Consider the following 24,491-nt stretch of genomic DNA (forward strand, 5'->3'; position numbering starts at 1 on the left):
GCCGTGATGTCGGCCGTCACGCCCGTGGCGTTGCTGACCGTGTAGTTGCTGGCCAGGCCCGTGCCGTCGGCCAGCGTGGCGCCAGTCACCGTGACGGTCTTGCCGGCCGCGGCGTTCTGGTCGCTGAAGACGCCCGACTGACCGGACAGCACCAGGGTTTCGTTCCCCACCAGGCCGTTCAAGATGCCGCCGCTCAGGTGGGCTGCCGTCGTACCGTCATAGGTCTTGCTGTCGGCCGTCACGCCGCTGACCGTCAAGGCCTTGGCCGTGATATCGGCCGTCACGCCCGTGGCGTTGCTGACCGTGTAGTTGCTGGCCAGGCCCGTGCCGTCGGCCAGCGTGGCGCCGGTCACCGTGACGGTCTTGCCGGCACCTGCGTTCTGGTTGCTGAAGGTACCCGACTGGCCGGACAACACCAGGGTTTCGTTCCCTACCAGGCCATTGAGCGTGCCGCCCGAAAGCGTGGCATCGGTCGTGCCGTCATAGGTCTTGTTGCCGGCGGTCACGCCGATGACCGTCAAGGCCTTGGCCGTGATGTCGGCCGTCACGCCCGTGGCGTTGCTGACCGTGTAGTTGCTGGCCAGGCCCGTGCCATTGAGCAGCGTCGTGCCGGTCACGATGACGGTCTTGCCGGCACCTGCGTTCTGGTTGCTGAAGGCGCCCGACTGGCCGGACAACACCAGGGTCTCGTTCCCCACCAGGCCGTTGAGCATGCCGCCCGACAGCGTGGCATCGGTCGTGCCGTCATAGGTCTTGTTGCCGGCAGTCACGCCGATGACCGTCAAGGCCTTGGCCGTGATGTCGGCCGTCACGCCCGTGGCGTTGCTGACCGTGTAGTTGCTCGCCAGGCCCGTGCCGTTGCCCAGCGTCGCACCCGTGACGATGACAGTCTTGCCGGCACCTGCGTTCTGGTCGCTGAAAGCGCCCGACTGGCCGGACAACACCAGGGTTTCGTTCCCCACCAGGCCATTGAGCGTGCCGCCCGAAAGCGTGGCACCGGTCGTGCCGTCGTAGGTCTTGTTGCCCGCGGTGACGCCGGTGACCGTCAACTCCTTGGCGGTGATGGTGCCCGTGCCGCCGCTGAGCACGTAGTTGCTGGCCAGGCCCGTGCCGTCGGCCAGCGCGACACCGGTCACGGAGACGGCCTTGCCCGTGCCCACGTTCTGGTCGCTGTAGTTACCGGCCGTGCCGCCGGAGAAGCTCAGCGTCTCGCCACTCACCAGACCGCTCAGGGTGGCGCCGCTGAGGCTGGCCGTCGTCGTGCCGTCATAGACTTTGCTGACGTCCACGCTGACCGCACGCTGCGTGACCGTCATGCTGCCATCCACATAGCTGATCGCGTAACCGGTCTGTCCTCCCAGCGAATACAGGCCGCTGGCCGATGCCGTGTAGGTGCCGACATTGACGCCGCTGGCGGAGTAGTTCAACGAGCCTGCCACGTCGCCGTTGATCACATTGGAATAGGTGACGCTGTTGCTGCCGCCCGCGCTGGTGCCGTCGTAGACCTTGGTGCCCGAACCCACCGTGACCACCAGCTGCTTCATGAACGCGCGCAGCATGGGCGCGCTCTGGCCGTCGTAGACCACCCAGGTCTTGGCCAGGTCCCAGTTCGCACCGTTGCTGTCGAAGTTGGCTTGCGTCTGCATGCCGGCCGTGGTCAGGCTGCCACCGCCCATTTCGGAACCGTAACCGGTGCCGACGCCCACATTCACGCCGGTGGTGGCGGCATTCCAGAAGCTGTTGCGGACCGTGCCGCCATAGTTCCAGCCCACGAGTCCACCCAGGGCACCACTGCCGTTGCCTGAAACAGCGCCAGCGGCATAGGAGTTCGCGATCAAGCCATAGCTGAGGCCGACCAAGCCACCGCCGTTGCCATTGGCGTTGACGTTGCCGGTCGAATAGCTGTTCGAAATCGAAGCCTGGCCCCTCAGCACGCCGACCAGACCGCCGACAAGATCCTGGCCGTTGACCGCCGCGGTGCTGAAGCTGTTGGAGATCGCGCCCCAGCTCACGCCGGCCAAGGCGCCAGTGCTATCGCCACCGGTGATGCTGCCGCCATCAAGGCCCAGGTTGGAGATAGTGCCGCCCGTACCGAGTACCCCGATCAGGCCCACCCCATCGACGCCCGACTTGTAGATGTTCAGATCGGAGACGATGTGGCCCTGGCCGTCGAGCGAGCCAGTGAAGCCCGCGCCCGAGGCGGGGCTACCTACCGGAATGAAGCCGGTACTGCCCCAGACATCCTTGGCGCCGCTGGCGGTGCCCGCGGCGCTGAAGCTCGAGCCCAGGGTATAGCTGGCGTCAAGGTCCATCGCCATCAGCTGCAACTGGTGGGCGGAGTTGATGGTCTTGGAATACTCCGAGGCCAGCATGGGCATGGTGCCGGCGGCCGTGGTGCTGCCATTCGCAGCCAGCGTGCCGTCGGCGTTCACCATCACCCAATTGTTTCCGCCGATACCGGCGCTGCTGGTGAAGTTGAAACCGGTGAAGCTCGATGCCTTCTTCATGTCGGCCGTGGTCAGGCCGGTCGTGCCGCCGTAGCCCGTGCCGTTACCGTACATCGAGTAGTAGAAGCCGACGCCGGCGAGGCCAGGATTGAGCGTGGTGTTGTAGTAGGCGTTCGAGACGCTGACGGAATTGGAGTAGCCGAGGATTCCGCCAACCCACGTGCTCGATCCGGCGCTGCGCGAGACGGCTCCGCTCGAATACACCGCGTCGATGGTGCCTGAATCGGCCTGGCCCACGACACCGCCGAGCGCGCCCGCGCCGCTGACGTTACCGGTCGCGTAGCTGTTGCGGACGGTAGCGCCGCCCGCGTAGCCGATCAGGCCGCCGGCCATGTTCTTGCCGAAAACATCGCCGGTGGCGTAACTGTTCTCTACCGTGCCGTAGACGCGCCCGGCCAGACCGCCCGCCGCCAGGTCGCCTGCCGTCAGGCTGGTATTCGTTACCGTGCCGGTGGCGTAACTGCCGCTGATCGAGCCTGAGCTGACCCCGGCCAAGCCGCCAGCGCTGGAGCTGTGGGCGTCGCTTTGCACCGCACCCGTGGCGAAACTGTCGCTGATGGCGCCGTGATTGACCCCGACCAGGCCGCCAGCGCTTTGCGATGCCTGAACCGACATGCTGCTGGAGCTGTTGCTGACGGTTCCGGTCATCGCCGGTTGTCCATAGAGCTGCGCACCATTGAAGGCGGCAATACCGCCGCCGTAGTTGTAATTTTCGCCCGACGCACTCGCGGTGCCGGTGAGGGTGCCGCTACTGCGGCTGTTGTTGATGGTGCCCAGGTTGTAGCCCACCAGACCGCCCAAGCGGGCCCAGCCCTTGGCCGAGAAAGTGCCACTGACCTCGACGTTGTCGATCAGACCCGAATTGACACCGGCAATGCCGCCCGCGCCGTCATAGCCGAAACCGCTGACGTCGAGCGTGAGACGGGTGTTCACCAGGCCCAGATTTCGCACCTGGCCCGTCACTCCGATGTTGCCGAACAGGCCCGCGGCCGCGGCGACATTCCCATAGGTGCCGCCAGTGGCGACATTCATCGTCAGCCCATGGATTTGGTGGCCGAGTCCATCAAAGCGACCGGTAAATGGCGAGGCATCCGAGCCTATGGACTTCCAGCCCACGCCGTTATTCCAGCTGGCCGAAGAGCTCGCGTCGAGATTGCTGCCCAGCACGAAATTGCCCGACAGGTTGCCATTGATGCCCTGCAGGTCGGTGCCGCTGGTGCTGCCCTCGGCACCCATTGCGTTGATGACCCGGTAGTTGATGACCGGGCCGCTGCTGCCTTGCTGGGTGCTGAAATTCATGCCGCTGGGCAGGTCGACTTCTGCGTTGACCTGGTAGCCGCTACCGGTGCCGGCCGCGCTGGACTGGCCGTACTGCAGGGCCAGACTGGCAGTGCCCGTGCCGCGCATGGCCTGGTTGATGGCGATGTCGTTGTGCGCCTTCAGCGTGAGCTTGTTGGCCGACCAGGAGACATTGTCGTTGACGGCGATATTGCCGACGTCCGTGCCACCAGCCGCCGTGGCAATGATGACATCGGTGGTCTTGAGGCTGTTGCTCAGCTCGGTGCCGGTCATGTTGCCGCCCGACGCCGCGATGGTGTAGTTCGTCGGGTCGATCAACCAGCTGCCGGTGATGCCCTGCGGCGCGGCCGTGGTGATCTGCGCAGCGTTGTACTTCACGTTGGCCGCCGAGGTCTCGATGAAGCCACCGTTGCCACCACCGGGCGCGCTCGCGTCCAGCGTGCCACCCACGCCCACCGTGCCCGACTGCATGTCGCCGAGCAGCTTGATGGTGCCGCTGCGGTTGTCTATGGTCTGCGCCTGCACCACGCCGGTGTTGTTGACCAACGTATGGAGCAGATCGCCGGCCGCCTGCGCCGTCATCAGCACCTGGCCGCCATCGGCCTGAATCAGGCCGCCGTTGTGGACCAGCGCATTCACCGCGCCCTGGTTCACGCTCAGGTTGAGCAGGCCGTCGCCGGCCACGTCCAGCGTCACCGCCTGGCCCGCGGCCAAGGCCACCGTGCCCATGCGCGCGGCGATCACCCCGGTATTGCTGACATTGGCGCCCAGCAGCGCGACATAGCCACCGGGCGCGTTGATGCGGCCCTGGTTGCTCACGCCAGCCGTGCTGTGGCCCGAGAACTGGTAGCGCCCGGCCATGAAGTCGCTGTCCGTCAGATTCAGCGTCGAGGCGACCAGGCCGCCGACGTTCACCGATGCGCCGGGGCCGAACATGATGCCGTTGGGGTTGACCAGGAACACCTTGCCGTTGGCCGACAGGCTGCCCAGGATGCTAGACGGGTCCCCGCCTACGACCCGGTTGAGTGCCACCGCATTGGCATTGGGCTGCACGAAGCGCACGGCCTCGCCGGCGCCGATGTTGAAGCTCTGCCAGTTGATCGCCGCATTCTGGCTGCCCTGCACGATGGTGGTATTGCCCGCCGCCGAGGAAATGCTGGCCGAGCCGGCGGTGACCACACCGCCGGTCGGATTGGCCAGCGCCGCGCCACCCCAGCCCAGGCACAGCGCGGCGGCCAATGCCGTCACCGCGAAATGGCCCGGTCCGCTGCTGCTCGAAGATACTTTCTTGCCCCCGCTGACCGCGGTTTCCGCGACAGCGACGTAGGTGCCGAGCTTATCGCTCCAGAGTGAGCGGTAGATGTGGTTCATGACTGGCGATCAGTGAAAAATGTGCGGCCGGCGTGGCGGCGGGAAGCTCGATGCGATGCGATTCGGACTGGGGATCAGAAGTACTTGACGCCTTGCAGCCAGAAGCGGCTGCTGGCTGGCGGTGCGGACGTGGCCTGGGCGCTGCCTATGGTGTGGGCGTAGAACGCCTTGACCACGAAATTGCTGCCCACGACCCAGTTCACGCCTACGCCGCCGCCGCTGAGCGTGCGGCGGTTGTCCGCCGTGGTCCAAGGCTTGCGGCTGATCCGGGCCGTGCCCGTATCGACAAAACCGACGAGCTGGAGCTGACCCGGGAGGTAGGCCGTGAGCTGGCTCAGGTTGTAGCGCGCCTCGACCGAGAGCACGTAGGCCTCATCGGCCTGGGTCTCGCCTTCGGGATAGGCGCGCACGGCGGCGGCGCCGCCCAGGGCCATCTTCTCGGAGGCATCGAGGTTCTTGGACGCCAACTGCCCTCCCAGTGCCACGGAGACATAGGTGTTGCGCGCGACGGCCTGGAGATGGCCCAGGCTGAAACCCAGCTTGCTGAAGTGGCCTGCGGCATGCGAGCTGGCGGCATCGGCGGCGCGCAGCGCGGCGCTTTGCGGATCGAATTGGCCGAAGCTCGCGGCCAGCTGGTAGGTGCTCAGGGATTCGCTGCCGAAGAGGTCGCGCTGGTCGCCGTTGAGGTTGAAGGTCAGCAGCCGGCTTTTCTTCTCGGTCTGACCGCCGGTCGAATCCACGCGGTCGTCAAAACGCTTGTCGTCGAAGCTCACCTGCAGGAATCGGTTGGCATTGCGGCTGCGCAGCAGCGGGTAGCTGCCGAACACGCTCGCCACCTTGGCCGTACCGTGTGCCTGCAGGCTGGAAAACTCCTTGCCCAGGCGGTAGTCCAGGTGGGCGTAGGCCAGGCCCAGCTTGCCGCGACCGGCCTGGACCTGGTAGGAAGCGCGCGCGTACTTGAGGCCGTCACCCGCGGTCAGCAACCGCAGGCTGGCGACATCGCCCAGGCCGGCCGGGTTGTTCAGGTTCAGGACCGCACCCAGCCGCTCGCGGCCGGTATAGCGGTTGCCCTGGTTGTCGGCATCGACGCTGCCACTGACGGCCGCTCCCGGAACGATGTCGACAAAAAGGTCGGAAGTGCCTACGGCCACGCCCGGCGCCAGGGTGGAGCGGATGGCCACGCCGGGCAGGTCGGACAGCAGCAGCAAGCTGCTTTCCAGCGGCGCGCTGCGCACCGGCTGGCCCGGGGCCACATCGCCCATCAGGCCGTTGACCACCGACGAGGAAAGCCGGGACTGGTTGCGCGGCTCAACCTTGCCGTAAGTGCCTTCGACCACCGTGATAGTGACCTGACCGTCGCGCACATCCTGTGCCGGCAGGTAGGCACGTGCCACGAAGAATCCCTCACGCCGGTAGAAGTCGGTAATCCGTACCGCGAGCGCTCGCAGTTGCGACAAGTCGAGCTCGCTGCCGGGCTGGAAACCTGACTGCGCCAGCAATTCGCTGGCCGCGAAGGCCGTCGCCCCCTCGATCTGCACGGACGAGACCACGATTTTCACGCCGCCCTCCACACCAGCCTGGACCGGGGTCTCCGGCGACTGGATACGCAACTCGGGCGCGGGTCGCACAGGCTGCGGCACAGGTGCAATCTGCCGCAACTGGGTGCCCGCGTCAGGCAATTGTTGGGAAAGAACAGCCTGGCTGGACAGACCGACAAGAGAACAGGTCAGAAGCCTGAAATTGCGCAAGTAGGACATCGGGAAAAGTGTGAAATCGTACGCAAATGTAACCCCTGGTTAATCCCAGGCTGTGGTTTGGCCGCGACGATCGACCCATCCCATGAAAAAATAAATCACAGGAAACCATTACATGCGCGGCCTTCCCGCACACCGGATTCAGGATTTCCAGCCGCAGCCTCGCCTTGCGTGCAGGAAAACTGCACGCTCAGCCTCAGCCACATCAGGAAATCGACGCCAGCACCCGCCCCTTGTCACCCCCTACGACGGGCTCTCGAGCGGGCCTGCCGCTTACTTTTCGGCCAGGCCCGTGAACTGGTAAGCCAGCGAAACGCCCACCACCTTGGCCTTGAAGTCGCCGCGCAGCGCCGACATATGCCCTGCGGTGGCCATCACCGACAGTGATTTGGACAAGCGGTAACCCAGGCTCGCATTGGCTTGGCCCACCAGGCCGCCGCCCATCGCCAGACCACCGCCGCCGGCAGCGCCCAGCAGCGCTTCACCTTCCACAAACCAGCGATCGGAGACTGGCAACTGCCCGCCGGCACCGACCAGGCCGGTCATGTAGCCGCCGGCTTTGCCCGAATACGCCGCCAGGGCCTGACCGGTCAGGAACCAGTTGGGCGAGACAAAGTAGTCCACCTGCATTCCGAGGTTGCCGACCGACTGGTCCACATTGCTGCTGCGCCAGTTGGGGCTGTTCTTGAGGTAATTCTGGGTCACCGTGCGCAGGCGCAGCGGCACGCTGTCAAAGCCATCCAGTGCAGACCAGGGAACGGTCGCCGACGTCGCGGCGGGCAGGCCGAACTGGTAGTTCAGCTTGAGCGCCACGCTCTGCGCCTTGAAGCTCTTGGACGGTGCGCGCAGTTCACCCACGGACAATTCCAGCGCAGTGCGCTGCGTCAGCTTTTGTTGCAGGGAGATGCCGGCATCCAGCAGCAGACCACCGCCAGTGTCCACATTGCCGCCACCGGCCGGACCGGCCGCGGCATGGAGCTTGATGGCCGTGCTGCTGGTCAGCGGCAGGCGGTAACCGCCGCCTGCCAGGATTTGCATGTAGCCATTGCTCTTGCCGCCCACGGCGCCTTCGGCTTCCAGCTTCAGGAACCAGCGGTCGTCCAGATAAGACAGCCACTCCACGCCCAGCAGCTGCATGCTGTGGTGCTGGGGCTGACCGCCGTCTTGCACGACGGAGGACGGGATTCTGTAGCTGCGCGCGACCAGGGAGAATTCCTGTGCGTTGGATGCCATGCCGAATGGCGCAGCCGATGCGCTGCCGCCCGACGCCCCTCGGTCCCAGCCATTGCCCAGCAGGCTGTTGAAGGAGTATTCATACAGCAGATAGGGCTGGGTCGTGCTGATCGATCCCGATGGGAATCTGACGTGGCTCACGCCGAAACCCAGCTTGCCATAGCGCCCGGCTTCATAGATCAGACCGACATCGCTGCGCACCATCAGGCCGCCGCCCGCCAGCGCCAGGCTGCTGCGCCCGCTGCCTGCCCCCACAAACAGGCCGACGTGGCCCAGCAAGGAAGGACTGAGCCGCTGCTGCACTTCGCCCGTCATGCCCAGGGTGATGAAACCGCCGCGCTCGCCACGCACGGCGCCATAAGACGCCAGGCCCAGCTTGACGTTGTCGGCCACATCGAACAGCAGATTGCCACCGACCATGCCCATTTTTTCGTTGTTGGGCAGCTTCCAGGTTTCCGAGGTCACCCGCCAGGTCGTGGTCGTGGGGCGCAGTCCGAAAAGGCTGTCGTCCTGATCCTTGGCGAGCCCCGCCAACGGCCAGCCCAGCCCGCCCGCGCAGACGCTGAGCATGGCCAAGGTTCGAAAACAGACGGAGGGGCTCAATGGAGGATTCATGGCAAAAAATGGAGCTTAGAAGCCCACCATGCCGGTGCGTGGTGGACGGGTTTGGGTGGCGCAGAGATGAATCGCACACCCGCCCCTCTCACGACGAAGGACCCATGGATTCATTTCACGCCCGAAGGGGCAGACCCCTAAGGGCCGGCGTACCGCGCCGATTCTAGCTGGCGGTTTTCGCGGCGCAGCGCGGCATGGGCCGCGCCGTGCCAGCAAACCGCGATGGCCCCGGTCGCGCACCACGGCTTTTGTGGCGGGAGGTCGAGCGCTAGGATGATTCGCATGCACGCCCCTGAAGCCATCACCAAGTTCGATCACTCCCGTGCCCAGGAGTACGCCACCCAAAGCCGGATCGCCTTGGCCGGGTATGACGCCTGCCATGAACTGTCGGCCTGCTTGCTGTCGGCCCATCTGGGCGATGGGGACTGGAGCATTCTGGTCGGCGGTGCGGGCGGCACGGGCCAGGAAATCATCGCCGCCGCACCTCTGCAGCCGCACTGGAAATTCGTGGCGGTGGATCCCTCCCTGGCCATGCTGGAGCCCGCCCTGGAACGGATCGCGCAGGCAGGCTTTGCCGACCGTGTGGAGCCGATCGTGGGCACGGTGGATGCACTGCCGCGCGGCAGGCTCTTTGATGCCGCCACCTTGATCGGCGTGCTGCACCACCTGCCCTTGCAGCAGGAAAAGGACGCCATGCTGCGCGCCATGGCGGAGCGGCTGACGCCTGGTGCGCCGTTCATTCTGGCCTGCAACCGCTGTGCCTATGAGTCGCAGCCCTTGTTTCTCGCGGCCTGGGCGCAGCGTTGGCGCATGTCGGGCGCCAGCGACGCCGAAGTCGCAGCGAAGCTGGGAAAAATCCGCCAGGGGGCCGTTCCTCCGAGCTCCGAAGCCGAAGTGGAGTCCATGCTGCTCGCGGCGGGCTTCACCCAACCCGCGCGGTTCTTCTCCAGTCTGTTCTGGAGTGCCTGGATTGCTTTCAAGGACCCGGACGCGGGCTGAGCGCCTCGCCCAGGCGACGGCTGCGGGCATACGATATTGACATACCGACTGATCGGTCGGTATTGTCAAGTCAATGACCGATTCCTTCTCCAGCGTTAAAAAACACGATCTCTCGGCCGACTCGCGGCGGCGCGCGCTGGCCGCCGCCGAAGAGGCGTTCGCGGCCCAGGGCTTTCATGGCGCGTCCTTGAGCTCCATGGCCCGCACGGCGGGTTTGAGCAACCCCGGCCTGATCCACCACTACCCGACCAAGGCCGCTTTGTATCTGGCCTTGCTCGATCAGGTCGGCGGCGAGATCTGCGAGCGCGTGGCGACCGCCTTGGCGGACGTGACCGGCCCCAGGGAGCGCTTGCGCGCCTTGATGGCGGCGCTGGCGACCTGGACGATCGAGCGCCCGCCGGCCGTGCGGCTGATCCTCAGAGAGCTCATAGACAACATGGGGCGCGTGGACGCTGCGCAGACGCTGCCGCTGACCCCTCTGGTGAGCACCCTGGCCCGGGAATTCTCGGCGGCGCAAAACGCAGGGCTGCTGCCGCCCGGCCCGCCCCTGGCATTTCTGACCCAGGTGCTGGGCACCCTGGCCTATGCGCTGGTGGTGCGGCCCACGTTCCACCGCATGCAACTCGACGAGCCCTTGCTGTCGCAGGACGGGCCCTGGATAGAGAAGATCACGGAAACACTTTTTCAGACCTTGATTCGGAGCCATCCATGAAACCAGAAGTTGTTCGCGATTTGCACCAGCGCACGCTCGCCGCGGTGCGTGGGGAGAGGCCGGAGCCTGAGAACGGCGGTGGCACCGTGGCAGTCGAGCCCTACCTGAGCCCCGACCGTCTCGCCCAGGAGGCCCGGCTTTTCAAACGCTTCCCGCAGCCGGTCGCCGCCAGTTCCGAGCTGCCCGCCCCCGGCGCCTGGCGCGCGCTGGACCGCGCCGGCACCCCTTTGCTGCTCGTGCGCCAAGCCGATGGCGCGGTCCACGCCTTCCTCAATGTCTGCCGTCATCGGGGCGCGCGCGTTGTGCCTGTGGGCAGCGGCGAGCAAGCCAAGGCCTTCGTCTGCCCTTATCACGCCTGGACCTATCAAGCGGACGGCGCGCTGCGCGGCGTGCCCGAGGCCTTTGGCTTTCCCTGTCTGAACAAGAGCGATTCCGGACTGCGCCGGCTGGCCGCAAGCGAGCGTGCAGGCCTGATCTGGGTCATCGCCGACCCCGATCTGGCGGACACCGATGTCGATGCCTGCCTGGGGCCGCTGATGGACGAGCTGGAAACGCTGGATTTGCGCGCGCCGGCAGCCTTTGCGCCCCGGTCCTACGAAGTGAAGGCCAACTGGAAGCTGCTGGTGGACGGTTTCTTCGAGGCCTACCATTTCAAGATCGCGCACCGCCAGACGATCGCCCACATGTTCGCCGCCAATACGCAAATCGTCGACGAGTTCGGCCTCCACCGCCGCCTGTACCTCGTCAAGTCGAATTTCGAACGCGACAACCCTCCCGCGGTGGAAAGCTTCGAGCCCCGCAAGCACGGCAACCTGCTGTATTTCTTCTTTCCCAGCACCACCATTCTGGTCCAGCCCGACCATGCCCAGATGAGCACCGTCGAGCTGCAGGCACCGGGCGTCACGAAGATCCATGAAATCACCTTGCTGCCCGCCGCGCCGGACAGTCCCAAGGCGCTGGGCTACTGGAATGCCAACGTCGATCTCTATCGCCGCACCCTGACCGAAGACTACGAACTGTCCGAGTCCATCCAGACCGGCCTGCCCTCCGGCGCCAATGCGGCGCTGACGTTCGGCACTTTCGAGTTCAGCGCGCCACGCTTTCATGCACAACTGAGCGAACAGCTCGCCGCCCTCGAAGGCTGACCCGCCCATCACACCCAAGGAGACAGCTGTGCACGATCAAACCCTGATGGAGACCCTGAGGCGGCAGGTGGCCAGCCGCCCCGACGCCATGGCCTACGCCCAAGGCGACAGACGCCTGACGTTCCAGGACGTCGAGCGCGCGAGCAACCAGATCGCCAACGCGCTGACCGCCATGGGCGTGGTCCAGGGCGACCGGGTGGCGGCGCTGACCCGGCACCACCTCGACTGCATGCTACTGCTGTTGGCCACCTGCAAGCTCGGCGCCGTGTGCATGCCGGTGAATTGGCGGCTGACGGTGGCCGAGCTCGAATACATCGTGGACAACGGGCAAGCGTCTTTTCTGCTGGTCGACGCGGATCTCGCGGGGAGCGCGCTCCAGGCCCGCCTGCCCCGGCTCAAGCAACTGGTCTGCACCGAGCAGGCCGGCGAAGGACTGCCCGGTTTCGAGGACTGGTACAGCCGCTTCGGCACGGATTTCACGCCCGTGCAGGCCGACACTTCCGATGCGGCGCTGCAGCTGTACTCCTCGGGAACGACAGGATTGCCCAAAGGCGTCGTGCTGTCGCACCAAGGCCTGCTGGCCGTGGCCCAGGCCATAGAAACCGACTGGGAGTTCGACCACCGCCATGTGATGGGCAATCCCTTGCCGGTGTTCCATGTGGCCGGCATCTGCGTGCTGGTGGCAACGCTTTATACCGGCGCACGCACCGAAGCCTATTCGAGTTTCGACCCCGCGGCCTACCTGCAAAGCTTCGCGGCCCAGGGCATCACCCACACCTTGCTGGTGCCCGCCATGATCCAGTTCATGCTGCAACACCCCGCAGCGCGAACCGCCGATTACCGGAACCTCCGCCTGATGGCCTATGCCGGCTCGCCCATCAGCGAAGTGGTGCTGCAGCAGGCCGCTGAAGTTTTCCAATGCAAGCTCGTACAGGCCTATGGACTCACCGAAGTGTCTGGCGTGGCGACCTTTCTGTCCTGGGCGGACCACCAGGCCGGCGTACCCGGCTTGTTGCGCTCGGCCGGACGCCCGGTGGGCGGTGCCCGTCTGCGCATCGTCGATCCCACGAACCTGAAGGATTTGCCCGAAGGCGAAGTCGGTGAGATTTGGATAGAGTCCATCCGCAATCTGAAGGAATACTGGCGCAATCCCGAGGCCACGGCGGCGGCCTTTCCCGAAGGCCGCAACGCCAATGGCGGGTGGTTTCGCTCCGGCGACGGCGGCTATCTGAAAAACGGCTATCTCTACATCACCGACCGCATCAAGGACATGGTGCTGTCCGGCGGCGAAAACATCTACCCCGCCGAAGTCGAGAACGTGTTGATGCGACACCCGGACATCGCGGACGGCGCCGTGATCGGGGTGCCGAATTCCGTCTGGGGCGAAGCCGTCAAAGCCTGCGTTGTGCTGCGCCCGGGCGCGCAAAGCAGCGAGCCCGACATCATCGCGTTCATGCGCGCCAATCTTGCCCACTACAAATGCCCCAAGAGCGTGGATTTTCTCGACGCGCTGCCGCGCAACCCCAGCGGCAAGATCCTCAAGCGCATCCTGCGCGAGCCCTATTGGCAGGGGCAGGCGCGCGCCATTGCCTAGCGCCCAAGACGACTCAAGACATTCCATGCACACCATGAAACATCCTTTCGCCGAGCTGATCGACTTGCGCTCCGAAGCCAGCCAGGCCGGCAGCAACACGCAGACCCTGGTGGTCGCGCCCCACCACCTGAACCCGCACCACGTGGTGCACGGGGCCGTGCTCTACGCCATGGCCGACACCGGCATGGGATCGGCGCTCTACCCCACGCTGGCAGCGGGAGAGATCTGCGCCACGGTGGAAATCAAGATCAACTATTTCAAACCGGTGTTTGAAGGCCAGCTGGTGTGCAAATCCGAACTGATCAACCGCGGCAAGACCCTTGCCAATCTGGAGTCACGGCTTTACGTGGACCAGGTCCTCGTGGCGCACGCCAACGGCAACTTCGCCATCTTCAGACCCAAGCGCGCCGAAGCCTGATCATTCCCGCGCGGCGGCTCGCCCTTGGGGCGCATGCACCATGGCCGCGCCCCTGGCCCGCAGCAGTGCGACGATGCGCTGCGCCGCGGGCGACAGCTCGCCCGTGCGCCGCACGGTGACGCCGAGCTTGCGCCGCAACGTCGTGGCCTCGAGCCGCACCTCCTGCAGGTGATCGCCTTCCAGCAGATCCAGGGTATTGCGCGAGACAAAGCTCAGCAAATGGGTGCGCGCGATCATGCGCGGCAGCAGCGCGATGGAGCTGGCTTCAATCTGCACGCTGGGCGTGGCCAGGCCTTGGCTGGAGAACACCATGTCCAGCCACTGGCGGCTGGGAATATTGCGCGCCGGCAAGGCCCAGGGGTAGGCTAGAAGCGATTCCATCGTGATGTGCGGCTGCTGGAACACCGGGTGCGTGCCGCTGGCGGCGACGACCACCACGTCTTCCAGAATGGGATAGGAGACGGTCGTCGGATCGCCGTCTATGGTCAGACCGATCAGCAGGTCGATCTTGCCTTCCCGCAGCTGTTCGCGCAGCTCCCAGCTGGGACCCACGACGATGCTGATCGTCGTCTTGTAGCCGCCTTCCAGCGCCAGGCTGCAGACCTCGGGCAACAGGTGATCGGCCGCCACGGGGCCGCTGCCTATGCGCACATGGCCTGCGTGGCCCTCCGCGAACTCCTGCACCTGTCGCACCACCTCTTGGGCCGTGTTGCGCAGCATGCGCGCGCGCCCCAGCAGCATTTCCCCCACGGGCGTGAGCCGCACGCCGCGGCCTTCGCGCTCGAACAGCGGGCTGCCGAACGCCTCTTCCAGCCGCTGTATGCACTTGGTGAGCGCGGGCTGGCTGCGCGCGAGCTGCTCCGCCGCCTGGCCGAAGTGGCCCAACTCGGCCGCCGTCTCGAAGTAGCGCAAGTCGCGCAGATGCAAGTCCATGGGAGGCCTTATTCCATTACCAAAAGAAATGAGTTCATCAACATTATCGAATAGACCGAATGAATGCGGCTGCGCAGAATGCGTCTTCATCAGGACCTGCCTGACATCCAAGAACGAGACCCCCATGGCATTCACGATTTTTGTCACCGCGCCCCAACTGGCCCCGGCGGGCTTGCGCATCCTGGAAGCGGCCGGCTGCCGCACCATCCTCATGCGCGACGGCAGCAGCACGGCCGAAGTGGAGCAGACCCTGGCCAGCGAACCGGTAGACGCCGTGATCTCGCGCACGGTCGAGCTGTCCGCCGCCGCGATCCATTCCTGCCCCACGCTGAAAGTCATCTCCAAACACGGCGTGGGCGTGCCCAACATCGACGTCGCCGCCGCCACGGCGCGATCCATCCCGGTGTATGTGACGGCCGGCGCCAACGCGCAGTCGGTCGCGGAACTGACGCTGGGCCTGATGCTGGCGGCGGCGCGCAAGATCGCGCTGCTCGACGGCGAACTCCGGGCCGGTCGCTGGACGCGTGCCCAGGACGGCGTGCAGCTGGCCGGCCGGCGCCTGGGCCTGGTCGGCTTCGGCCAGATCGGCCAGCGCGTGGCGAAAGTGGCACTGGCGCTGGGCATGGAAGTCGAAGCCTTCGATCCCGGCCTGCGCGGGCCCTCCCCCGTCGCAGGCGTCGTTCTGCACGACGCGCTCGAAGCGCTGCTGCCACGCACCGACGTGCTGAGCCTGCACATTCCGCTGAACCCGCACACGCGCAATCTCATCGACGCCGCCCGCCTCGCGCTGCTGCCGCGCGGCGCCATCCTGATCAACACCGCGCGCGGCGAAGTCATCGACGAGCCCGCCTTGATCGCAGCGCTGCGCTCGGGCGCGCTGTTCGCCGCGGGGCTGGACACCATGGCTGTGGAGCCCTTGCCGGCCGACAGCCCGCTCGCCGCCCTGCCCAACGTCGTGCTCACGCCCCATGTCGGCGGCTCGACCGCCGCCGCGCTCGAAGGCATGGCCACGGGCGCAGCCCACAACGTGCTGGGCTTTCTGACCGGCCAGGCCCCTGATCCCTCCGCCTGCGTGAACCCACAGGTTTTCTCCTCCAACGACAAGAGCCCTTCATGAGCGACAACACATCCTGGCCCGCCGGCTACCGCATCCATCCCCGTGCCGCCGGCCCCGACGCCGAGACCGTGGCGGCCTTTCGCACCATGCCGGTCGCGGCCATCGGCGATTCCATGAGCCGCAACGTCGGCACCGTAGGCCTGCGCCAGTACCACCAGCGGCTCGATACCGTGCTGTGCGGCCCGGCCGTCACGGTGCGCGTGCGGCCGGGCGACAACCTGATGATCCACAAGGCGCTGATGATGGTGGAGCCTGGCGATGTGCTGGTCATCGACGGCAGCGGCGATGTGTCCCAGGCGCTGGTCGGCGGCCTGATGCGCACGACCTGCATCGCCAAGCAGCTGGGCGGCCTGGTCATCGACGGCGCGGTGCGCGATCTGTGCGAATGGGCCGAGGACGGCATGCCCATCTTCGCCAAGGCGCACACGCACCGCGGCCCGAGCAAGGACGGCCCGGGCGAAGTCAATGTGCCGGTCTCCTGCGCGGGCATGGTGGTGATGCCGGGAGATCTGATCATCGGCGACGCCGACGGCGTGATCGCCGTGCCGGCCGCGGAAGCCGCCAGCGTGCTCGCCAGGACCCGTGCCCACCTGGCCAAGGAGGCCAAGATCCGCGAGACCAACCGTACCGGCACGGCCGATCCCGAGCGCTTCGACGCCGTGCTGCGGGAAAAAGGCCTGCCGATCTAGAGCGGCCAGCGCACACGACCAAGAAACAACAAAAGGAGACAACCATGCAACGACGTACTTTTCTTCACACCGGCGCACTGGCGCTGACGGCCACAGCGACCGGTGCCTTTGCCCAAAGCAGCTGGCCAGCCAAGCCCATCAAGCTGATCGTGCCCTTCCCTCCGGGCGGCGGCACCGATGCGACATCGCGCCTGATCGCCGAGAAGTTCACGGTGCTCAATCAGTGGACGGTGATCGTCGAGAACCGCCCGGGCGCGGCCGGCAACATCGGCCTTGACGCCGTGGCCAAGGCCCAGCCCGACGGCTACACCATAGGCATGGGCCAGGCCTCCAATCTGTCGATCAATCCGGCGCTCTACGCCAAGATGCCTTTCGATCCCTTGAAGGATTTCACGCCCATCGTCGAGATCGCGGTCCAGCCCGTGGTGCTCGTGGTGCGCGCCGATTCGCCGTTTCGCACGCTCGCCGATTTCATCAAGGCCGCCAAGGCCAAGCCCGGCGAGTTCAGCATAGGCCAGGCGGGCAACGGCACCGTGGGCCACCTCGCGGGTGAGATGCTCGCGCGCCGCGCTGACATCAAGGTGCTGCAAGTGCCTTACAAGGGCGCGGGCCCGGCGATGAACGAGCTGCTCGGCGGCCAGATCCAGCTGTACTTCGGCAACAGCGTATCCGTGATGTCGCAGATGACGGCCGGCAAGGTGCGCGCACTGGCCGTGAGTTCCGCCCAGCGCCTGCCCGTGATCGGCCATGTGCCCACGGTGGCCGAGCAAGGCTTTCCCCAGTTCGACGCGACCACCTGGCTGGGCCTCGTCGGCCCGGTCGGCATGCCGGCCGATGCCGTGGCCCGCGTCAACAAGGAAGTGGTCGCCATGCTGGGCCGCAAGGAGGTGCAGGACAAGCTGGCCTTCGAAGGCAGCATTCCCGTGACCGGCACACCCCAGCAGTTCGCGGCCTTCATCAAGGCCGAGCACACGAAATGGGGCAATCTGATTCGCGAGGCGAATATCAAGCTCGAGTAAGGCCCGGGGTCTCAAGCCGCACACGCCGGTATCCCATGGATGCCGGCGTGTTTTGCGTTGTGGCTACGAAAGCCTGGAAAACAGGTGCTCGCGGCCCAGATCCGCGGGGCTGGTCACGCCGATCAGCGCCATATTGCGCATGATTTCCGAGGCCAGGATGCCGATCGCATGGCGCACGCCGGCCTCGCCCGCCACGGCGCCCGCGTAGTTGAAAGGCCGGCCGACAAAGACGAACTTTGCGCCCAGCGCGAGCGCCAGCAACACGTCGTTGCCGCGCCGAAAACCGCTGTCCATCATCACCGGGTAATCGCTTCCCAGCGCCTGCACCACGCCCGGCAGCACCTGCAACGGCGACACCGCGCCGTCGAGCTGGCGCCCACCGTGGTTCGACAGAATGATGCCGTCGGCACCATGGTCGCGGGCCTGGACCGCGTCGTCCCGGTGCAAGATGCCCTTGAGCACCAGCTTGCCTTTCCAGCGCCGGCGTATCAGATCGAAGTGCTCCCAGTTCAAATGGTCGCGCGCACCGAAATCGCGCGTCACGGTGGACGACAGAATGGGCGCGCCGCGCTGCGCCTGGGAGTTCTCGAAGTGCGGCATGCCGTTGCACAACAGCGTGCGCAGCGCCGTGCCCCAGAGCCAGCCCGGGTGCGTGATACCTTCCCAGGCCAGGCGCAGGCTGGGGCGCAGCGGCGTGGAAAAACCCGCGCGCAGATTGTTCTCGCGGTTGCCCGAGACCGGCGTGTCGGCGGTCACCACCAGCGTGCCAAAGCCCGCGCGCTCGACGCGGTCCAGCAGCAGCGCGATGCGCTCGGGCTCGCCCGGCACGTAGGCCTGGAACCAGGCACGGGGGTTGGCGCGGGCCACCTCTTCCATGGGGATCAGCGACGTGCCGCTCAGGATCATGGGGATATTGGCCGCGCCCGCGGCCTGCGCCTGAACCAGATCGCCGCGATAGGCCGACAGCGCGCTGATGCCCATGGGCGCGATGCCGAACGGCGCGGCGTACTCCTCGCCCAGCAGCCTCGTCGCCAGCGTGCGCGCCGACGTGTTCTTCAGGATGCGCGTCTGCCAGCCGTAGTCGGCGAAGGCGCTGCGGTTGCCCTGCAGCGAGCGGTTGGTCTCGCAGCCGCCGGACACATAAGCAAAGATCGGACCAGGCAGGAAGTCGCGGGCCGCGTCCTCGAAATCGTCCAGTGACAGCATCTTGCGCAGACGGCGCGGCAACGCGGGGGCGCCGGCGCTGGCGGGGGATGCAGAGTTCGGCGCGGCGAAGTCTTCGAGACGGAAAGTGGAGGTCATGGCCTGGCGAAATCGATTGAACAAGCCCGCATGCTAGAAGACAATGCCGCGTTGTTGCTTGATCATTCGTCGTTCGAAACACGAGAAAAACTCATGAAAATGCAGTTGCTTGCCACCTTGTCAGCGGTCGTGCGGCAGGGCAGCTTTGCCCAGGCCGCCGAGCAGGTGAACCTGACACCCAGCGCCGTGAGCCTGCAGATGAAACAGCTGGAGCAGTACTTCGGCCAGCCGCTGTTCGACCGCTCGGCGCGCAATGCGCGGCCCACGCCGTTCGCGCTGCAACTCGCGGCCGTGGTCGACCGCAGCCTGGCCGAGCTCGAGTCCCTGCGCCACACCACGCACGCCCCGCCCGCGGGCAATGTGCGGCTGGGCATCACCGAGTCGGCGCTGACCACCTTGCTGCCCCAGGCCTTCGCGGCGCTGCAGCGCCAGGCGCCCAGGATTGCGCTGCAAATCGATCGCGGCACCACGCCCGACCTGCTGCAAAGCCTCAAGGCCGGCCGCGTCGATGCCGCCGTGGTCGTGCGGCCTGTTTCAGGCGGATCGAGCCGGCTGCTGTGGACGCCGCTGCTGCGCGAGCAGTTCGTGCTGGTCGTGCCGGCGCAGATGGCACCAGGCACCGTCAAGCAGATCCTGACCCATTCCCCCTGGATACGGCTGGACCGCTCCGTGGTCGCGGGGCAGATGGCGGCGCGCTTCGTCAACCAGCTGGTGCCGCAGCGCCAGCCGCTGCTCGACGTGCCGGGCATGGACGCCATCGTGGCCATGGTCGCCGCGGGCATAGGCGTGTCGGTGCTGCCCAAGATCCGCTACCAGTTGCGCGATGCCTACGGCGTGCGCGAGATCCCGCTGGGCCGCGCCGCGCCCGTGCGACAGATCTGCCTGGTGCGGCGGATGGCGGATGCGGGCATGCGCCGGCTCGACGCCGTGGAGCAGGCATTTGTGGAAGCTGCGGCACAGCCCTGATGGCGCACGGCGTGCTGCGCATGACCGTCATGGCCAGCGCCATGCCCTTGGTCGGGCGCGGCTGCCCCCCTGCCCTCACAGCAAGGCAATCCCCGGCAGGCTCTTGAATGAGCTTTCGCGCGTCACCTGCACAAACTCCTGCAGCCAGGGCTGGGCTGCGTCGGCCGTGCGCGCAGCCATGAACAGCTGGCCTTGCAGGCCCTGGGGGCCTATGGATTTGGCCGTCACGTAGGCGCGGTTCAGATAGCTTTGCGCGGCCCAGCGCGGCAAGGTGGCGATGCCGCGGCCGCTGGCCACCAGTTGCAGCATGGCCACCGTGAGCTCGGTGGTGCGCCGGCCGGCTGGCGCTATGCCCGCGGGCACCAGCACCTGGCGCATCACGTCCAGCATTTCGTCGGGCACGGGGTAGGAGATCAGCACCTGGTCGGCAAAATCCTGGGCCGAGAGCGACGGCTTCGCGGCCAGCGCGTGTTCGTTGGCCACCAGGGCCACGATTTCGAAGCCGAACAGCGCAAAACTGTGCACGGCGTCGCTGTCTTCGGGCTCGGCCAGGATGGCCACATCGGCCTTGCGCTGCAGCACCAGCGCCACCGGGTCGGGGTGAAAGCCCGAAACAATGTCCATTTCCACTTCGGGCCAGCGCTGGCGAAAAGCGTCCATGGCCGGCATCAGCCAGTCGAAACAGGTATGGCATTCGACGGCAATGCGCAACTGGCCCGCGCCGCCCGTGGCCAGCCGGGCCAAATCGCGCTCGGCGCTTTCCACCTGGGGCAGCACGCCATCGGCCAGCGCCAGCAGCCGCAGACCGATGGCCGTGAACTGCGGCGGCACGGACTTGCGCTCGAACAGCGGGCCGCCAAAGCGTTCTTCGAGCAGCTTGACCTGATGGGACAGGGCCGACTGGGTCAGGTTGAGCAGCTGCGCCGCGCGCACCAGGCTGCCGGTGTCACGCAGCGCGACCAGCGTGCGCAGGTGGCGGATTTCGAGAATGGAGCTGAGCACTATTAGTTTTATTCAAGTTGAGACGGTAAATTTTTCGTTTGAATAATAAGCGCGCTGCGATGACCATTGCTGCCATGACGATACCCACACATATCCTGGCCCTGCCCCGCAGGGGACAGCAGCGCGAAGACCAGACCGCCGCGCTGCGTGCCCGCCACTGGCAGCTGCAACGCGACGCAGGCCTGGACCATGTCAGCGTCGGCGACTGCGCGCTGTTCGATCCCATGCTGGACCATATGCAGCTGCTGGGCTGCGCGCCCAACGGAGCGCCGCCCGACGGATTGCCGCCCAACGGATCGCCGCCCGCATTGAAGTCCGCCCAGTGGTTTGATACCGACTGCCAATACCTTGTGCCCGAATTCCATCGCGACACCCGCTTCAGCCTGCATGCCGAGCGGCTGCTGGCCGAAGTGCGCCAGGCCCAGGCATTGGGCCACCCGGTTAAGGCCACGCTGCTGGGTCCGCTGAGCTTTCTGTGGCTGGGCCAATCGCAGGACGGCGTGGACCGGCTCACGCTGCTCGATCAACTGCTGCCCGTCTACACCCATTTGCTGGCCCAGCTCAAGGGCGCAGGCGTGCAATGGGTGCAGGTGGACGAGCCCATCCTGGGGCTGGACCTGCCCGACGCCTGGCGCCATGCCTATGAAGGCGCGTACTGGCAGCTGTCGCGCTCGGGCGCGCAAATCCTGCTCGCCACCCATTTCGCTTCGCTGGGCGACAAGCTGCGCCTGGCTTGCCAGTTGCCCGTCGCGGGCCTGCACATCGATCTGGTGCGTGCACCACAGGATCTGACGGGCGTGCTCGACTGGCTGCCGGCCTACAAGCTGCTGTCGCTGGGCCTGGTCGACGGCCGCAGCGACCTGGACGCCGCCCTGCGGCTGCTCCAGCAGGCCAGCGCCAAGCACCGCGGGCCGCTGTGGATCGCGCCTTCGTGTTCGCTGCTGCATGCGCCCGAAACCGCGCCAGACACCGACCTGCGCAGCTGGCTGACCCTTGCGGGCGAAAAGCTGCAGACCTTGCAATGCCTGCACAAGGCCGCGGCGCCGGCAATGTCCGAAACCCAACGCACGCCCCTGGCCTGCACCACCTGAGCGCAGGCACTATGCTTGGCATATGTCCAGCAAAACCCTGCTCATCGTCTACCACTCCATGACCGACGGCACGCGCCAGATGGCCCAGGCCGCGCGCGACGGAGCCGCCGGAGAAAGCGGCATCGAAGTCCGCCTGCTGCACGCCAGCGAAGCCGGGCCTGCCGATGTGCTGGCGGCCGACGGCTATATCTTCGCCACGCCGGAAAACCTCGCGGCCATCAGCGGCCAGCTCAAGGACTTTTTCGACCGCAGCTACTACGGCGCGCTCGACCGCATCAACGGCCGGCCCTACGCCAGCCTGATCTGCGCAGGCAGCGACGGCGAGAACGCCGCCAAGCAGATCGCGCGCATCGCCACCGGCTGGCGCCTCAAGGCCGTGGCCGATCCGCTGATCGTCTGCACCCATGCGCAAACGCCCGAAGCCATTCTCGCGCCCAAGGAGATCGCCGAGCCAGAGCTGCTGCAGTGCTATGCGCTGGGCGAAGCCATGGGCGCAGGGATGGCGCTGGGCGTGTTCTAGGGCGAACGGGCGCTGGCGGCCGCCTCCAGCACCAACGCCCGGAAAGCGGCCAGCGTGGGATCGCTCTGGGCCTGCGGGTCGGACACCAGCAACACCGCCGTGCTCGGCAAGGCGGGGGCCACGCGCAGCACGCTCACCAAGCCCGTTTTTTCATACCACCGCGCCAGCGACTCCGGCAGCAGGGACAGCAAGTCCGTGCCCGCCACCAGGGCCACGCTGCTGTCGAGGCTGCGGGTCTCCATCACCGGCTGGATGAGGGGCAGGCCTTGCTCCTGGCAGAAGCGATCCAGCACGGTCCTGGAAGTGGTAGCCACGGCGGGAAGAACCCAGCGATGCTGCAGCAAGCTGTGCAACGCGATCTGCCGGCGCTTTGCCAGCGGATGCCGCGCCGAGGCCACGATCAGCGGCCGCTCGTCGTAGAGCCGCTCCACCACCAGTTGCCGGCCTATGGCTTCCTCGCCCCCCACATGGCGCATCACCGCAAAGTCCAGGCTCGCGCTTTGAATCCCCGCGAGCAAGGCGGCCGAGGCCTCTTCAACCACTTTGAGCTGATAGGACGCAGCGCTGTGCGCGGCCTCCGCCATCCGGTTGACGATGTGCGGCATCAGCGTGCGCATGGCGCGGGGAATGCAGCCGAAACGCACCACGGCGGCCTCGGACTGCGCGGCCAGGTCCAGGCGCTCGATGCTGCGCACCAGAAACCGCGCCTGTGCCACCAGGGCCTGGCCCTTGTCCGTCAGCGCGCTGCCGCTGGCGGTGCGCTCGAACAAGCGGGCGCCGAAACCCTGTTCTATGTCGGCCAGCACCTTGGATACCGCCGGTTGGCTGATGCCCAGCTGCAATGCGGCTTTGTGGATGGAGCCGCTGTCGGCGATGGTGACCAGGACTTCCATATGGCGGCGCTGAAAACGCATGGGGATAACCTCTGCTTATTACTCAATCCAATAAATCTATTATTTACCTTATCTGCCAGCATCGCTAGAGTGGGCTCAGCGCTGCCGGCCCGGCACGCATGAAACGATGGAGATAGCCGCATGAAGATCGTCAAAGTGGAATGTTTGCCCGTGCATCCTGGATGGCGCAAGAACCTGGTGTTCGTGCGCATCGAAACCAGTGACGGCGTCGTCGGCTGGGGCGAGGCCTACAGCCAGTACGACCGCGATGGCGCGATTGCGGCCCAGGTCGAGTCGCTGGGCCAGTACCTGGTCGGCCGCGAGGCCTGGAACATCCGCCATTTCCTGCAGGTTGCCTATGACGACTATGCCCAGCGCCGCTCCTCCTTGGAGTTCTGGTGCGCGGTATCCGGTCTGGAGCAGGCGCTGTGGGACATTGCCGGCAAGGTCGCGCAGCAACCGGTCTACAATCTGCTGGGCGGAACCTGCCGCCAGCGCATCCGGGTCTACGCCAACGGCTGGAGCTACAAACTGTCCTCGCCCGCGGACTTTGCCGCGGCGGCCGAAAAAGTGGTCAAGCTGGGCTTCGATGCGCTGAAGTTCGATCCCCTGCCCCGGCCTTGGCGCACCCATGTGCCGCGCGAGCACATCCGCCATGCCGTCGCCGTGGTCAAGGCCGTGCGCGAGGCCGTAGGCCCCAAAGTCGATCTGCTGCTCGACATCCACCGCCGCCTGTCCCCCACGGCCGCCATAGAACTGTCCAAGGCCGTGCAGGAACACGACATCTACTGGTTCGAAGAGCCCTGCCCCAGCGAAAACCTGGAGGCACTGGGCGAAGTGCGCCGGGCCACCGAGATTCCCGTGGTGAGCGGCGAGGCGCTCTACGGGCGCGCCGATTTTCGCCGACTGCTGGGCGCGCGCTGCGTCGACATCATCAACCCCGACGTCTCGAATTGCGGCGGCATCCTGGAGCTGAGCCACATTGCCGCCGCCGCCGAAGCCGAGCTGGTCGCGGTCTCGCCCCACAACTACAACTCCACCACGCTCTCGCTGTCGGCCACCGTACATGCCGCCGCCTGCATGCCCAATTTCATCATCACCGAATACTTCCTGCCTTACGAGTCATTCGGCTCGGTGGTCGCGCGCAACCCGCTGGTGCCCAAGAACGGCTACATCGATCTGCCCACCGGACCGGGCCTGGGCCTGGACATCGACGAGGATGCGGTGCGCTCCCACCCCGGCAAGTCCTACGCCCCGCGCAGCTTCCGGACCAGCGAAGATGCCGTCATGGCGGGTGTCGAGTAGGCCGGGC

The 24,491-nt window shown here is 66.3% G+C and carries 19 protein-coding genes; 12 read left to right on the top strand and 7 right to left on the bottom strand.

What is annotated here, in order from left to right; genetic code table 11:
• The 3 genes from N0K08_RS16780 to N0K08_RS16790 all read right to left on the bottom strand — a co-directional run.
• Positions 1–5,177: YDG domain-containing protein (locus N0K08_RS16780; RefSeq protein ID WP_261501550.1), on the bottom strand; the 5,177-nt coding region annotated here is incomplete at its 3' end.
• Between the two features lie 74 nt (positions 5,178–5,251).
• Complete coding sequence (locus N0K08_RS16785; protein ID WP_261501551.1) at positions 5,252–6,934, bottom strand: ShlB/FhaC/HecB family hemolysin secretion/activation protein; 1,683 nt, start codon at positions 6,932–6,934, stop codon at positions 5,252–5,254.
• Positions 6,935–7,204: 270 nt separating this feature from the next.
• Positions 7,205–8,734, bottom strand: a complete 1,530-nt coding sequence (locus N0K08_RS16790; protein WP_261501552.1) for a hypothetical protein — start codon at positions 8,732–8,734, stop codon at positions 7,205–7,207.
• Between the two features lie 327 nt (positions 8,735–9,061).
• On the opposite strand from N0K08_RS16790, the gene N0K08_RS16795 reads away from it, so the two are divergent.
• The 5 genes from N0K08_RS16795 to N0K08_RS16815 all read left to right on the top strand — a co-directional run bounded on the left by N0K08_RS16795 (position 9,062) and on the right by N0K08_RS16815 (position 13,647).
• Entirely contained in the window at positions 9,062–9,778 is a 717-nt protein-coding gene (locus tag N0K08_RS16795) for a class I SAM-dependent methyltransferase (RefSeq protein WP_261501553.1), read from the top strand.
• Positions 9,779–9,851: 73 nt separating this feature from the next.
• Complete coding sequence (locus N0K08_RS16800; protein ID WP_261501554.1) at positions 9,852–10,490, top strand: TetR/AcrR family transcriptional regulator; 639 nt, start codon at positions 9,852–9,854, stop codon at positions 10,488–10,490.
• Entirely contained in the window at positions 10,487–11,635 is a 1,149-nt protein-coding gene (locus N0K08_RS16805) for an aromatic ring-hydroxylating oxygenase subunit alpha (RefSeq protein WP_261501555.1), read from the top strand. Before N0K08_RS16800 ends, N0K08_RS16805 begins: the two co-directional genes overlap by 4 nt.
• A 28-nt stretch (positions 11,636–11,663) precedes the next feature.
• Complete coding sequence (locus N0K08_RS16810) at positions 11,664–13,229, top strand: long-chain-fatty-acid--CoA ligase (protein WP_261501556.1); 1,566 nt, start codon at positions 11,664–11,666, stop codon at positions 13,227–13,229.
• A 34-nt stretch (positions 13,230–13,263) separates the two neighbouring features.
• Entirely contained in the window at positions 13,264–13,647 is a 384-nt protein-coding gene (locus N0K08_RS16815) for a PaaI family thioesterase (RefSeq protein WP_261501557.1), read from the top strand.
• On the opposite strand, the gene N0K08_RS16820 is transcribed toward N0K08_RS16815, so the two are convergent.
• Positions 13,648–14,580: a LysR family transcriptional regulator gene (locus tag N0K08_RS16820; protein ID WP_261501558.1), complete on the bottom strand. Its 933-nt coding sequence runs from the start codon at positions 14,578–14,580 to the stop codon at positions 13,648–13,650.
• Positions 14,581–14,704: 124 nt separating this feature from the next.
• Here N0K08_RS16820 and N0K08_RS16825 point away from each other — a divergent pair, with 124 nt between their 5' ends.
• Genes N0K08_RS16825 through N0K08_RS16835 form a run of 3 tightly spaced genes read left to right on the top strand, consistent with a single transcriptional unit; the run spans position 14,705 to position 17,405 of the window.
• Positions 14,705–15,697, top strand: coding sequence for a hydroxyacid dehydrogenase (locus tag N0K08_RS16825; RefSeq protein ID WP_261501559.1), 993 nt, complete (start codon positions 14,705–14,707; stop codon positions 15,695–15,697).
• Positions 15,694–16,386: an RraA family protein gene (locus tag N0K08_RS16830; RefSeq protein ID WP_261501560.1), complete on the top strand. Its 693-nt coding sequence runs from the start codon at positions 15,694–15,696 to the stop codon at positions 16,384–16,386. Before N0K08_RS16825 ends, N0K08_RS16830 begins: the two co-directional genes overlap by 4 nt.
• A gap of 44 nt (positions 16,387–16,430) precedes the next feature.
• On the top strand, positions 16,431–17,405 hold the full coding sequence (locus tag N0K08_RS16835; RefSeq protein WP_261501561.1) for a Bug family tripartite tricarboxylate transporter substrate binding protein: 975 nt from the start codon (positions 16,431–16,433) through the stop codon (positions 17,403–17,405).
• 63 nt (positions 17,406–17,468) lie between these two features.
• Here N0K08_RS16835 and N0K08_RS16840 read toward each other — a convergent pair whose 3' ends face one another.
• Positions 17,469–18,707, bottom strand: a complete 1,239-nt coding sequence (locus N0K08_RS16840) for an alpha-hydroxy acid oxidase (RefSeq protein WP_261501562.1) — start codon at positions 18,705–18,707, stop codon at positions 17,469–17,471.
• A gap of 93 nt (positions 18,708–18,800) precedes the next feature.
• Between N0K08_RS16840 and N0K08_RS16845 the strand changes: the two genes are divergently transcribed.
• The gene (locus tag N0K08_RS16845) at positions 18,801–19,673 is read left to right on the top strand and encodes a LysR family transcriptional regulator (protein ID WP_261501563.1); all 873 of its coding nucleotides are present in this window, start codon (positions 18,801–18,803) and stop codon (positions 19,671–19,673) included.
• Positions 19,674–19,748: 75 nt separating this feature from the next.
• On the opposite strand, the gene N0K08_RS16850 is transcribed toward N0K08_RS16845, so the two are convergent.
• A complete protein-coding gene (locus tag N0K08_RS16850) occupies positions 19,749–20,675 on the bottom strand; it encodes a LysR family transcriptional regulator (RefSeq protein WP_261501564.1) in 927 nt (308 codons plus the stop codon).
• A 74-nt stretch (positions 20,676–20,749) separates the two neighbouring features.
• On the opposite strand from N0K08_RS16850, the gene N0K08_RS16855 reads away from it, so the two are divergent.
• Both N0K08_RS16855 and N0K08_RS16860 read left to right on the top strand, forming a co-directional pair.
• Positions 20,750–21,766 carry a hypothetical protein gene (locus N0K08_RS16855; RefSeq protein WP_315968014.1) on the top strand — a complete coding sequence of 339 codons (1,017 nt, stop codon included), beginning with the start codon at positions 20,750–20,752 and terminating at the stop codon, positions 21,764–21,766.
• A 22-nt stretch (positions 21,767–21,788) separates the two neighbouring features.
• Entirely contained in the window at positions 21,789–22,286 is a 498-nt protein-coding gene (locus N0K08_RS16860) for a flavodoxin family protein (RefSeq protein WP_261501565.1), read from the top strand.
• On the opposite strand, the gene N0K08_RS16865 is transcribed toward N0K08_RS16860, so the two are convergent.
• Positions 22,283–23,200: a LysR family transcriptional regulator gene (locus N0K08_RS16865; protein ID WP_261501566.1), complete on the bottom strand. Its 918-nt coding sequence runs from the start codon at positions 23,198–23,200 to the stop codon at positions 22,283–22,285. The two genes, N0K08_RS16860 and N0K08_RS16865, sit on opposite strands and share 4 nt — an antisense overlap.
• A 120-nt stretch (positions 23,201–23,320) precedes the next feature.
• Between N0K08_RS16865 and N0K08_RS16870 the strand changes: the two genes are divergently transcribed.
• A complete protein-coding gene (locus N0K08_RS16870; RefSeq protein WP_261501567.1) occupies positions 23,321–24,484 on the top strand; it encodes a mandelate racemase/muconate lactonizing enzyme family protein in 1,164 nt (387 codons plus the stop codon).
• Positions 24,485–24,491: the final 7 nt, after the last annotated feature.

The organism is Acidovorax bellezanensis (assembly GCF_025421555.1).
Classification (GTDB): Bacteria; Pseudomonadota; Gammaproteobacteria; order Burkholderiales; family Burkholderiaceae_C; genus Comamonas; species Comamonas bellezanensis.

Coding starts and splice junctions, on each gene's coding strand:
- N0K08_RS16785 (WP_261501551.1), bottom strand. CDS start 6,934: ATGTCCTACTTGCGCAATTTCAGGCTTCTGACCTGTTCTCTTGTCGGT.
- N0K08_RS16790 (WP_261501552.1), bottom strand. CDS start 8,734: ATGCTCAGCGTCTGCGCGGGCGGGCTGGGCTGGCCGTTGGCGGGGCTC.
- N0K08_RS16795 (WP_261501553.1), top strand. CDS start 9,062: ATGCACGCCCCTGAAGCCATCACCAAGTTCGATCACTCCCGTGCCCAG.
- N0K08_RS16800 (WP_261501554.1), top strand. CDS start 9,852: ATGACCGATTCCTTCTCCAGCGTTAAAAAACACGATCTCTCGGCCGAC.
- N0K08_RS16805 (WP_261501555.1), top strand. CDS start 10,487: ATGAAACCAGAAGTTGTTCGCGATTTGCACCAGCGCACGCTCGCCGCG.
- N0K08_RS16815 (WP_261501557.1), top strand. CDS start 13,264: ATGAAACATCCTTTCGCCGAGCTGATCGACTTGCGCTCCGAAGCCAGC.
- N0K08_RS16820 (WP_261501558.1), bottom strand. CDS start 14,580: ATGGACTTGCATCTGCGCGACTTGCGCTACTTCGAGACGGCGGCCGAG.
- N0K08_RS16825 (WP_261501559.1), top strand. CDS start 14,705: ATGGCATTCACGATTTTTGTCACCGCGCCCCAACTGGCCCCGGCGGGC.
- N0K08_RS16830 (WP_261501560.1), top strand. CDS start 15,694: ATGAGCGACAACACATCCTGGCCCGCCGGCTACCGCATCCATCCCCGT.
- N0K08_RS16835 (WP_261501561.1), top strand. CDS start 16,431: ATGCAACGACGTACTTTTCTTCACACCGGCGCACTGGCGCTGACGGCC.
- N0K08_RS16840 (WP_261501562.1), bottom strand. CDS start 18,707: ATGACCTCCACTTTCCGTCTCGAAGACTTCGCCGCGCCGAACTCTGCA.
- N0K08_RS16845 (WP_261501563.1), top strand. CDS start 18,801: ATGAAAATGCAGTTGCTTGCCACCTTGTCAGCGGTCGTGCGGCAGGGC.
- N0K08_RS16855 (WP_315968014.1), top strand. CDS start 20,750: ATGACGATACCCACACATATCCTGGCCCTGCCCCGCAGGGGACAGCAG.
- N0K08_RS16860 (WP_261501565.1), top strand. CDS start 21,789: ATGTCCAGCAAAACCCTGCTCATCGTCTACCACTCCATGACCGACGGC.
- N0K08_RS16865 (WP_261501566.1), bottom strand. CDS start 23,200: ATGCGTTTTCAGCGCCGCCATATGGAAGTCCTGGTCACCATCGCCGAC.
- N0K08_RS16870 (WP_261501567.1), top strand. CDS start 23,321: ATGAAGATCGTCAAAGTGGAATGTTTGCCCGTGCATCCTGGATGGCGC.